This window comes from Komagataeibacter europaeus LMG 18890, from assembly GCF_000285295.1.
Lineage (GTDB): Bacteria > Pseudomonadota > Alphaproteobacteria > Acetobacterales > Acetobacteraceae > Komagataeibacter > Komagataeibacter europaeus.
Genome location: NZ_CADP01000089.1, coordinates 1 through 10,867, shown reverse-complemented (window position 1 = coordinate 10,867; position 10,867 = coordinate 1). Strand labels below are relative to the sequence as shown.

Genomic DNA, 10,867 nt, shown 5'->3' with positions numbered 1-10,867 from the left:
GCACTCGGCAAGGCGGCAGGCCTGGTGTTGCCGTTTACCGGCACGGCCAGCATGCAACTGCATATCGAGGAAATCTCACGCTGCGTCGCACGCGGAGCGCATGCCGTCGTCCTGCTCGATCGTGCCGGCTGGCATACGACACCCAAACTCAGACTGCCGCGCAACGTCAGCCTGATCTTCCTGCCGTCCCGTGCTCCCGAACTAAACCCGGTCGAGAATATCTGGCAGTTCCTGCGCGCCAACTGGCTGGCCAATACCGTCTTCGACGGCATCGAGCACATCATCGACGCTGCCTGTTCCGCTTGGAATAATCTTGCCGCCTTGCCTGACACCATTCGATCCATCGGTCTTAGAAAGTGGGCTCACACAGGTCAGTGCCCATAACCGTTGGTATAAGGGCAAAAGAGAAGGAGGAAGTGTGATGAAGCACGTTCGCACGGTGCTTATGGCCGGTGCGGCCATGAGTATCATGGCTGTTTCCGGCAACGCCCATGCCCAGGTGCTTACGTCCGACATAAAGACCCAGCTTAATACGGACCTTAGCTACCTTGAAGCGGCCAAGCAGTACCTTATGCAAGGTGAGCAGTATTATCAGCAGGGCGAGCAGTATTACATGCAGGGCGAGCAATTCGCACAAGAATTGCAGAACGCGCAGGGCCTTGAAAATATGCTGGGGCTTTCGGGGTTTAATCTCGATAATTACCAGTCATTCAATAACGGCGTCATGGAATTAAACCCGCTCTATTCCATAGATCCGTTTGAAAACTTTGTTTCGCGTGCCCGCAGCCTCCTATCGGACAGCTACTATCTGCCTGGCACTGGCAACAGTGCCCAATACCAGATTGGCAGCATCTTTGGCATGTCTTCCGCTTCGCCGTCTGACGGCGGGTATGATCGCATGAACCGGGATACCAACCAGGTCATGCAGTATTCCAATGCCCTCACGGCTGTAGATCGGGAGCGCCAGGACACCGCTGCGTTGATGCAGGATCAGGACGAGCGGGCCAATGACCTGACAGACAATGATCTTGGGGCGGCCACCCAGCAGCTTGTGGTGCAGAGCAGCACGCAGATGCACCAGAACGATATGGCCTTACGGCTGCAACAGGTCACGGCAGACAATGAACTGCAAACGAAGATTGAACGGCTCGAAATCGAAAACACCATAGCCGAAAAAAATCTGCAATCCCTGCAACGGGTGCAGGCTTTCACGGAGAGCAGCCAATGAAAAATACCCTGAAAGCCGTTTCTCTTGTTGTGCTGGGAGCCGTTGCCATCGGGGGCGCGGGCCGGAGTGCCCATGCTCAAGGCGTGCCGTATATCGACCCGGCGTGGAAAGCCACGGAAACGGAGATGAAGGCAGAGCAAAGGAGCCGATGCCGTGAACATCACCTGACGATTATTCGTGAAATGAACTGCCGAAAGGAAGTGTTCGCGGAATATCGGAATGGCGGCAACATGCCGGGCACAATGGCCTACGTGCAGAAGCACTATGGCAGCATGTCAGTCAGTGACTTGAACGCACAGATCAAGCGCCTGAATGGCCTGTATGGGCGGGTGCGCATGGTAGGCTCATACCCTGCCGAAACGGGCGAAATCACGTATGAAATGGTCCAGTTGGACGTTAATTTCATTCGACAGCTTATCAATGCAAAAGGTGGCCTGCCGCCCTTGCTGGATCTTAGCAAGGGAGGGCAGTAGTTCGATGCGCCGGAATCTTGTAATCCTATCGGCTCTAATCGGGGTCGGCATTTGCTATGCAGGGCAGGCACACGCTGCAATTACCCAGACTGATTTGAGTACGCCGGGCTTTATGACCTCGCATATCCAGGCAGCCCTACTCAACATTCAGACGCGAGTTACGGAAACGCTGGGATCAAGTTACGATATATCAAGTTCAAGTACTTATACATCATGGTGTAGGGCAATACTATTAGGCGCGTGGGTCTGCAAGCTGGTAGAAACTACCGGGAGAATGGCAGTATTCAACGATCCATATGTTGGCATCATTAATGTTCTGATTACCGGAATTATTGTGACTGCCCTTTACTCCACTTATGGAGGGTGGACATATGGTATCGTTAATGGCGGCCAATATCTAGGACTGCTAGTGCAGAAACAAGCTATGGGCGACAGTGGCATCATGCAGCCTGCCCAATATATTCTTGCAGTATGGGCGAAGTTTCAGTTTGTGGATGGGAACTTGTTTAGCATGGGATTGGCCGCCTTTGCTTGTAACTGCATGTTCATGTTGTTTGAGATCATTCTATTTGCTGCGGCTTTGTTCTGCTGTATCTGGCCTGCACTGGTTGCGGCGGTTGCCGTTATCGTCGGTCCATTGGCTTTTGTATTTGTTTTTCATGAGTCAGTCAGTTTTGTATTCAACGGATGGCTTAAAATGCTCTTTTGGGCGTCGCTATTTGCGTTCGTTTCGAGGGTATGTATCGTTATTATCTGCCTGTTATTCGCGGCAGTATTTGACTATCAGGCAGATTTTGGTGGTCTTGGAAAAGGTCTGGTTACGTTGGACTCCAACGATACCCTTAGCTTTCTTATTCTGTCTGCTATGGCCCTTTGTTCTTTGGCTCTACTGTTTTTTGCGGGCGTCCTCACCTCGATGTTGACTGGTTCACAGAACATCGACGCTTCGCAAATGGTTGCCAAAGGCGGCAAGGCAGCGGGTGCGGCAATTATGAGTGCCATCGCCCTGTAACACATGAGGCTCACCATGTTTCAATCAGTTATCAGATCAGTGACGCGGGCAAGAATGACCGCGAAACCCGTCGAAATGCCGCCTGATGGCGGCGTAATCGACACGGAAACGCACGAACAGATCCAGATATTGCGAGGCAAGCGCAGCCAGCGGGAATTGGCCACGGCTAAGGCCGAACTCAATTTCTGGCGGCTTTCAACCTTCGGTCTGATCGGTGCGCTGATTATTTCCGGCTTAGGGTGGCGGCGTGCGGACGATCGCTATGCCAATGACGTACGGATCGCGTGGGTAAAGGTGCAGCCAGATGGCCGCAGCGATGCACAGCTTTGGAGTGATGGCGGAAATCCAAACAGGTTTTTTGAGCCGTTCATTAACACGGCGCTTATCAATTTTGTGGAGCATCGCTATCGGCATATTCGCAGCACCATTGTTTCCGATTACGGGCTGGCGGCATTGTTCATGTCGCCCACGTTGCGTCGGGAATGGCTGGCAGACGGCGCAGCCGCGAAGGAAGCAACCGACTTTGAAGCAAATGGCAATGGTGGAGAGTATTCCATCGTCATTAAGGCCATAGATCACAGCACAATGGTAAATCCCGATGCCGCGAACCGTAGTTCGATTATCGTAGATTCTACTGTGTATGTAACACAGCATTATTTGGACGGCACACGACCCGACGAACAGAAGATTGTCAAACTGACATGGCGACTGGTACCGCTCGCACAATTACAACACGACTGGCAGCAGTTGAAGGAAAACGGCCCTGGCGTCGAGATCCTTTCCAGCCACATCGTTACTGCGCTTTCACAGGAACATTAATGCCATGAAAAAGTTTGTTATTGCTATCGGATTGCTCATGGCATCCACGGCTTATAGCCATGCGCAGTCTCCCCGCCTGACAGACCAGCAGAAAGCGGCCATGTCCGGCACGGTCCCTAATCCGTATGCGGCTCCTGCCCCTGCCCCTGCCCCCGCTCCTGCCCCTGTGGGTGCCCCGCAGCAGACCGGGGCAGCAGATGCCCCGATCAATACGGTGAAAGCCTGTACGCCGCTCCTGATGCCGCAGGGCATCACGCGGGAATTTAACGCATCGGTGAATGTATCGGCTCACCTGATTTTCCCGCTGCCTCTTGCCCATGCGATGATTTCCACGAAACTGTGGACAGAAGAACACCACGGCAATGATCTGTGGGTCCGTCCTAATCAGGATACCAATATGGCCGACAAGGTTGGCCTATCGGTGTCGATGGTCGATGGACGCAGATACGACTTCACGGTGCAGAGCGTTCCCAATTCCACGCCCTGCTACCTGGTCGTGCCGTATCCTTTCCTCTCTCCCAATGCGAGTTCGCTAACGCCCGAACAGCTTGCCCAGGCGCAGCAGGCCGCCGAGGAAGCACGCAAGCAGAAAGCCGCTGCCGCTGCCGCGTGGCGTGCGTCCGAGGCAAAGCGGCACGCTGACGAACAGGCTGCATATCAGAAGCAGTTTGACGCCATGCGGTCGCAGGTTATTCAGCAGGCCGAAGACCGCATTAAGCAGTTTCAGCATTCCCTCCATACTGCCTACACATGGAAAAACCACCGGCTCATTCCGTCTGTCTATGACGATGGGGAAACCACCTATGTCCGCGTCTATCAGAGCGGATACGGCGTGCCGGTTATCACTGGTTCTCATGATGGTCAGGACGTGGCGGTACAGTCCGATTACGACGATATGACGGGTATCTATGTGATTCCGGGCCTGTATGACCGTATTAACGTCAGGCTAGGGACCAACCGTATCCGTATCGTGCGGGGTGGCTGACCATGACCACGGAACCGAACAACGAGCAGCAGCCCAACACCGCGCGGATTCATCGTCCAGCATCTTTGGTGAAGCTAAAGGATAAGCTGAAAGCTACAGATCACACCAAGAAGATCATGGTTGTTGGCCTGTCCGCTGTGGCGTTGCTCATGCTTATCATCGTGATTCATGGCCCCAATAAGCGCCATCACGACCAGCAGGCGCAGCCCAAACCCATTGAACAGAACAATTCCGCGTTCGACCTGAAAGCCTACCAGCAGCAGGTGCAGGAAGAAGAAAGGGAACGGGCGGCGCACGCGGCACAAGAAGCCATTGCCAATCCACAGGGGAAGCCACAAGGCCAAGGCCAAGGAACCGGCGTGGTCCAGGTCGGACCTAATGAAGATCAGTCGGACATTAGCTATGTGAAGCAGGGCTGGAAGCAGACGCAAACCTGGGATCAGGGAATCAACACTCTACCCCCAGGCCAGCAGGCCAACAACGCCAACGGCGGCAACGGTAATGGGGCCGTTCCCCGCAACCGGCCAGCCACTTTTGACGACAGCTATGCGGCACAGCAGCGGGAAGCAAGCCGCATCCGACAGGCACAGCTACAGCAGAGATTAGAGGAAATCCGGCAGCGCCAGCAGGACATGCTTGCACGCCGGGAGCGGGAGGCAGCAGCACAATGAAACCGATAAAGAGCATTTTTGCTGCCCTCATGCTAATGCCTCTGCCTATTCCGGCTATGGCACAGATGGCCTTTCCCAGCGGCGCGATTGCATCCAAGCCGGTCCCTGCCGCCATGCTGGCCAACGGTGCCCGGCTCAAGGAAGGCATCGCCCGTCTTAATGCTCAATGGCAGGAGCAGACAGGCGAGCCACTTGTAACCGCAAGTGATCTTGCAGCAGGCGGGCAGACCAACAGCCAGGATGAACAGGCCCAGCAGGACGACGACGACGACGACGACGACCAGCCCGACACCAAAGCAGGAAAGAGGAAGGTTCGCCTTAAACAGCGGCTTGAGAAAGCATCACAAGATACGGACGATTTCACACCCGGCAAAATCGGAGACCGCTATAAAATCCCTGTGGGATATATGGCTACCGGCACGCTCGAAATGACTGCGAACAGCGATCATCCTGGTCCTTTCAAGGGAGAACTCACCCAGCCGATCCTTTCTATTGACAGGCAGCATGTGCTTTTCCCGGCAGGTTCCATCGTCACCGGGCAGATTATGGGGATCGGGGGTGGCACAAATTCGGTTATCAGCAACCGGATAACATTCGTGCCGCTCTACATCACCCGTCCTGATGGCGGATCAATGCGCATACGCGGGCAGAACGTGCTTGACCGCTTCGGTATCAACGGGGTGGGAGACAAGACGAACTATCATATTGCCCCCATGCTGGGGGCCGCTATCGGTCTGGCCGGATTGCAATCCATTCCGTCGATCCTATCCAACATCACACAGAAATCGAACACGTTTAATACGGTCGGTCAGGAAGGGGCCGAAGAAATCCAGCAAGGCGGACAGAATACCTTGCAGCAGTACATGAACCTGCGACCCACTACGACCGTGCGTGCGGGCCATGTCCCCATCCATATTTTTTTCAACCGTGAGCAGTTCGCGCCAGAGTGGCGGGCAACGGACAATTTTCAGCTTACCAATGTCTCGTACAAGGGGGCGACAAAATGAAACGCATCGCCCTTCTTTCCATATTTGCCCTGGCGGCCTGCGCTCACCAGAAGCCGGAGCCGCTGCCCACTGTCAGCAGCATGACCACTGTTACCCGGCTTGAGTATCCCAAAAGCGCAAAGACCGTACAGGAGGCCGCAGAATACATCCTGCGACCGACCGGGTATCATCTGGTAGTGGATTGCCCAAACTGTGGACCAGAGGCACGAGAAATAGCTGAAAAGCCGCCCTCGCCTTTGTCTTTGCGGCCAGAAATTACAACCATCGCGCGGGCTCTGATCCTTATTGGCGGATCGCGTACCGCTATCGTGGTGGATGCCGACCACCACGCTATTACATACACATGGGCAGGGTCGGCAGACACCTACCGTTGGGCAGGAGCCGCACGATGAAGAAGCGAGTTCTAATCGGCCTGCCGGTGCTGTTGGCATTGGCTGGGTGTGGAGAACAGACAGATCCACGCCTGCACCTGGAACCGGCCAACGAGGTTCACTTGGACCTCAACCCGGGTCGTATCCGAGCGGCAAACCTTTACGGGACGACGCCGCCGGTAACGCCCGTTGTAACCAGTCCAACCATTCCGGCCACGGGCGTAACCCAGCCCTCACCTTCTCTTTCGCCCCAAGAGTGCAAAAGCTAAGGCACGGGCGCTGCATGACAGATGAAGCCGCCCCCAGGGCGGCTTTTTTTTAGGGGAAATCCAATGTGGAAGGGTATGCCTGTGCTGGCGATAGCCAGCACCATCATATTCCTAACTGGACCGGCGCACGCCGGTTGCTATTCAGATCCTACGCCGCAGATCGTCAATGCCAAAATGCAGGCGGGTACGACGTTTCTATGCAATGGCCATTATAGCGTCTTGTATTCATCCATTACCCACGGCCCATTGTGGTCAGCCGAGAGGCTGACCAGTGAGAACGTCCGACTGGCGGCAGGCATCCAGCGGCAAGGGCAGTTTCAGCCAGATCCGCGTTTACCCTACGACCAAGATGCGACCCTAGAGGATTATCGCCGGTCTGGTTTCGATAGAGGCCACATGACCCCATCGGGAGACGAACCAGACAGGCAAACACAGGCGCAGACATTCTATCTTAGCAATATCGTGCCTCAAACCCCGGCGCTCAACCGGGGGATATGGGCCGGGGTGGAAATGGCCGTACGAGACCTGGCCTTGCAGGTCGGGGAACTGCTGATCGTAACCGGACCAGGCTATGACGCCGAGATTGACACGATTGGTCCTGACCATGTTTTCGTGCCTGCGTTTACGTGGAAGGCCGTATATCTGCCGACCAAGAAAGGTGGCGGGGCCTATGTATGCGCCAACGTGAATGAACGACCAGCCTGCTTTGTAGAAAGCCTGGCCGCCTTAACCGTGCAAGTGGGGATTGACCCTTTTCCCCAGGTGGCCGCAGCATCAAAAAAGCAGGTGTTTCCCTTGCCGAAGCCTGAACATTCTCCCTACACCCCGGATGGGGTGGTTTCCGAAGATATTGGGGAAATGAAAAAGGCTTTACGCGATTGGTTGCGTCAGTGGACGCGGCCCAGCCGGTAATTCCACCTTATTGCGTTACGTAAAGCACGATTGCACGCTTTACGTAAAGCGGGTAATATAGAGTCATGTCCGATCAAGAGATTACATACCTGCGTGACAATGTGGATTGCCGCACGCTCTTGGAACGTGATGGCTTTACGCTTTATCCGGGCGAAAGCAGCAACCACGTTTGGAAATACGTCCGTAAGTCAGGGGCAGACGGGCATCAAATCATCATCGTGAACAATCACGGACGAGGCTGGTTTGCGCCGCTGGAAAATCAGGTCAAGGGTGATGTGTTCGGCCTGGTGCAGTATCTTTACCGAGGGGAGAATTTCGGTCGGGCACGGGTGCGTTTACGCAAGCTGGCCGGAATTGCGCCCGCACTTCCCGCCGCCGTCCGTCCATCGGCCCCAGCGCAGAATGGTTTGAACCTGGTGGATCGGTGGAAGTCTCGGCAAATGCCAGATCCGCAATCTGCGGCTTGGCGCTATCTCACCAAAGAACGACGCCTGCCGGTAGCAACCGTGCGGCGGGCCGTCGATGCGGCTGTACTCGCGGAAGGGCCATACGGAACAATGTGGGCGGCTCATTGTGATGTTGAGCGAACCATGACCGGATGGGAAATGCGTGGTCCCAACATGAAATCCGCTTTCTGTAAGGGTGGGGAAAAGGCATTGTTCCGCTTCGCCTGGGCCGACAGTGGGTACACGCGCCTTGCTATCACAGAGGCGGCGATAGACAGCATGAGCCTGGCCACTTTGGAAGGTAAGAGATCCGACACGCTGTATGTATCTACTGGCGGTGGAATGGGGCCTCTTACCGCCCGTGTGATTTGTCAGCTAGGAGAGACCCTGCGGGACGTTGTAGCGGCGACCGACGCCAATGCAGCCGGAGACCGCTATGCAGCCATGATAGGGGATATGCTGAACGTGCCTGTTCGCCGCTTGCGGCCCCTACGTCATGCCGACTGGAACGATCAGTTAAAATCCCGTTAATGGTCGGTCTTGCGTTGGCTGTCTCTGCGTGCCCTTTGAACGGTTGAACGGCTGACGCCGAATAGCGTAGCAGCTTGGACCAGTGATAGGCGGCCTGCATCGACTTCCTGATTCATGTATGCGACCTGATCCCTGGTCAGGGCCGAAGGGCGGCCAAGTCGTTGCCCGCGTTCCCGCGCGGCCCTAAGCCCTGCCTGCGTTCGCTCTACGATCACGTTGCGCTCAAATTCGGCCATGACGGCCATAATCTGCAATACCGCCTTTCCCGTGGGACCGTTGGTATTATAAATCGGTTCTGTAATTGAGCGTAAAGCAACGCCTTTCTGTCCCAGCGTGTCAGTAAGTGTCACTAGGTCAATCAGGCTTCGCGTCAGTCTATCCAGACGCCAGACAATAATTTCATCGTGTTGACGCACGTAGTCTAGCAGGCGCTTTAGTTCGGATCGGCTCATATTCTTACCGCTTCCCGTGTCCTGAAAGATCCGCTCGCAGCCTTCTTTCTCTAGCGCCCTCAACTGCATATCTACATCCTGGCTTTCAGAACGAGAAATGCGGGCATAGCCAAATTTCATTTGAAGAATGTCCGCCCGAACCGCTGTAAGGGCGTCGGTCCTCTATCAAGAGAAGCCACATAATCAGCATGGAGTTTTTCACGAACATCCATGGCAATTACAGCGTAATCGCTCACCAGTTCTGCAAGTCGGTCTATGGTCGGAATCTCGTGTGATGCAGTGCCTACCCATAGTACAAGATCGTCGTCTTCGCCGTCTGCATCTGGATCGGCTACCTGGCCGAAATAGGTCTGCATAGGTGCATCCCATCCCACGGTGACGATCAAATCAGCATATTCTTTGTTGGGCGATAAATTGTATCTACTCATGGGAATTATTCTTTCTGCAACTTATTGATCCGTCCGGTGGGAGAACTGCAATGCAGCAAAAATTGCCACCACGGCAGCGGTAAGATTCAGCGCCTTCATCGCAGGCGAGGCCATCATGTGATTGACCTCAACAGCGCAGGCGAGGATTGCGACCGCAGTACACACGCCGAAGATGCTGGGGCATGTTTTGGTTTGCGTCGCCATTGTCTCGATGGTCGCTATGGTAATGCCGCCAAAGACACATGCCACGAGCGCGGTATAATTGTTCCATACCCCCACATAGAGGGCCAGCGCCGTGCCTGCCGTTGACGCCAGGAACAGAAAGCTAAGTATCGCTCGCCACGACATTATGGCCATGACAGATCCTTTCAAAAACGGTCGGTTTTGACACACTAGGAGATAGCTAGGAGAACCGTCATTAAAGATGTATCAAAAAATAGGGTCAAAAGTCGATCACTTTTGACTATATTTCTGACGCCGTAGGACGCTTCAAAAGCGGGCCTGATCCTGCCCGCCGTAAACCACAGACTATAAACAGGCTCCCTTGGCTGGACCCTATAGCCGCCTTTCCGCCTGTTTATAGTCTGCTCCGCTACGCTGCGCCCGGCTGACGCCGGGTGGATTACGGGGACAGGACCAGGAAGTATAACCGCCCCCCAATGCTAGGCCCCCCGAGGGGCCGTCGCCGGAATAAGTCTCATGAAAACATGCGATTGTTACCCATAACCGGGTCATATATTTATAGGATAATGACAGTCTTTAAGGAATAGATGATGGGCGAAGAACTATCCAAACGGTTGACCATGACAACGCAGATGGTGGCCGCGTATGTTTCACAAAACGAAATTGAGGCTCATGAACTACCAAGCCTGATCGGCAAGGTTTACGAGGCCATTTCTCCGAAGCAGGAACACGCACCAGACCAGCCAACACCTGCCGTCCCCATTAAGCGGTCGGTATTTCCAGATTACATTATCTGTCTTGAGGACGGCAGGAAGCTGAAAATGCTGAAACGCCATTTGCAGGCGACCTATGGCATGACGCCAACCGAATATCGGATAAAATGGGGGCTACCGGAGCATTACCCGATGGTTGCACCCAACTACGCGGCCCGCCGGTCGGAACTGGCCAAAGAACTTGGACTAGGGCGCGATATTACCTCACTCTCGGCACGTCAAAATGAGCAGCCGCAGCAACCTGCCAAACGCGGCAGGAAGAAAAAGGCCGTCTAATAAGTCATTGATATGCGTTACGTAAAGCAGG

General features: G+C 54.6%; 15 protein-coding genes. 12 read left to right on the top strand and 3 right to left on the bottom strand.

Annotated elements, in window-relative coordinates; all coding sequences use genetic code 11:
* The 11 genes from GEU01_RS16760 to GEU01_RS16715 all read left to right on the top strand — a co-directional run.
* Positions 1-384: transposase (locus GEU01_RS16760; protein WP_019086993.1), on the top strand; the 384-nt coding region annotated here is incomplete at its 5' end.
* Positions 385-421: 37 nt separating this feature from the next.
* Positions 422-1,228 carry a hypothetical protein gene (locus GEU01_RS16755; protein ID WP_019086992.1) on the top strand — a complete coding sequence of 269 codons (807 nt, stop codon included), beginning with the start codon at positions 422-424 and terminating at the stop codon, positions 1,226-1,228.
* Complete coding sequence (locus tag GEU01_RS16750; protein WP_019086991.1) at positions 1,225-1,701, top strand: hypothetical protein; 477 nt, start codon at positions 1,225-1,227, stop codon at positions 1,699-1,701. The genes GEU01_RS16755 and GEU01_RS16750 overlap by 4 nt, the downstream gene beginning before the upstream one ends.
* A 274-nt stretch (positions 1,702-1,975) precedes the next feature.
* Entirely contained in the window at positions 1,976-2,713 is a 738-nt protein-coding gene (locus tag GEU01_RS23075; RefSeq protein WP_019086990.1) for a hypothetical protein, read from the top strand.
* A 54-nt stretch (positions 2,714-2,767) separates the two neighbouring features.
* Entirely contained in the window at positions 2,768-3,532 is a 765-nt protein-coding gene (locus tag GEU01_RS16740; protein ID WP_232272594.1) for a hypothetical protein, read from the top strand.
* A gap of 100 nt (positions 3,533-3,632) precedes the next feature.
* On the top strand, positions 3,633-4,517 hold the full coding sequence (locus tag GEU01_RS16735; RefSeq protein ID WP_232272593.1) for a TrbG/VirB9 family P-type conjugative transfer protein: 885 nt from the start codon (positions 3,633-3,635) through the stop codon (positions 4,515-4,517).
* Between the two features lie 2 nt (positions 4,518-4,519).
* Positions 4,520-5,188, top strand: a complete 669-nt coding sequence (locus GEU01_RS16730; RefSeq protein WP_019086987.1) for a hypothetical protein — start codon at positions 4,520-4,522, stop codon at positions 5,186-5,188.
* Positions 5,185-6,195, top strand: a complete 1,011-nt coding sequence (locus GEU01_RS16725) for a TrbI/VirB10 family protein (RefSeq protein ID WP_019086986.1) — start codon at positions 5,185-5,187, stop codon at positions 6,193-6,195. Before GEU01_RS16730 ends, GEU01_RS16725 begins: the two co-directional genes overlap by 4 nt.
* Positions 6,192-6,587, top strand: coding sequence for a hypothetical protein (locus GEU01_RS25875; protein WP_146221665.1), 396 nt, complete (start codon positions 6,192-6,194; stop codon positions 6,585-6,587). Before GEU01_RS16725 ends, GEU01_RS25875 begins: the two co-directional genes overlap by 4 nt.
* Positions 6,588-6,910: 323 nt before the next feature.
* Positions 6,911-7,747: a DNA/RNA non-specific endonuclease gene (locus tag GEU01_RS16720; RefSeq protein WP_232272592.1), complete on the top strand. Its 837-nt coding sequence runs from the start codon at positions 6,911-6,913 to the stop codon at positions 7,745-7,747.
* Between the two features lie 65 nt (positions 7,748-7,812).
* The gene (locus tag GEU01_RS16715; protein WP_019086984.1) at positions 7,813-8,724 is read left to right on the top strand and encodes a DUF3991 and TOPRIM domain-containing protein; all 912 of its coding nucleotides are present in this window, start codon (positions 7,813-7,815) and stop codon (positions 8,722-8,724) included.
* Here the strand turns inward: GEU01_RS16715 and GEU01_RS16710 are convergent.
* Genes GEU01_RS16710 through GEU01_RS16700 form a run of 3 tightly spaced genes read right to left on the bottom strand, consistent with a single transcriptional unit; the run spans position 8,721 to position 9,961 of the window.
* On the bottom strand, positions 8,721-9,296 hold the full coding sequence (locus tag GEU01_RS16710) for a recombinase family protein (protein ID WP_019086983.1): 576 nt from the start codon (positions 9,294-9,296) through the stop codon (positions 8,721-8,723). The two genes, GEU01_RS16715 and GEU01_RS16710, sit on opposite strands and share 4 nt — an antisense overlap.
* Positions 9,293-9,604, bottom strand: coding sequence for a hypothetical protein (locus tag GEU01_RS23070; protein ID WP_019086982.1), 312 nt, complete (start codon positions 9,602-9,604; stop codon positions 9,293-9,295). The genes GEU01_RS16710 and GEU01_RS23070 overlap by 4 nt, the downstream gene beginning before the upstream one ends.
* Before the next feature lie 21 nt (positions 9,605-9,625).
* Entirely contained in the window at positions 9,626-9,961 is a 336-nt protein-coding gene (locus GEU01_RS16700) for a hypothetical protein (RefSeq protein WP_019086981.1), read from the bottom strand.
* 416 nt (positions 9,962-10,377) lie between these two features.
* Between GEU01_RS16700 and GEU01_RS16695 the strand changes: the two genes are divergently transcribed.
* Positions 10,378-10,836: a MucR family transcriptional regulator gene (locus GEU01_RS16695; protein WP_026018819.1), complete on the top strand. Its 459-nt coding sequence runs from the start codon at positions 10,378-10,380 to the stop codon at positions 10,834-10,836.
* Positions 10,837-10,867: the final 31 nt, after the last annotated feature.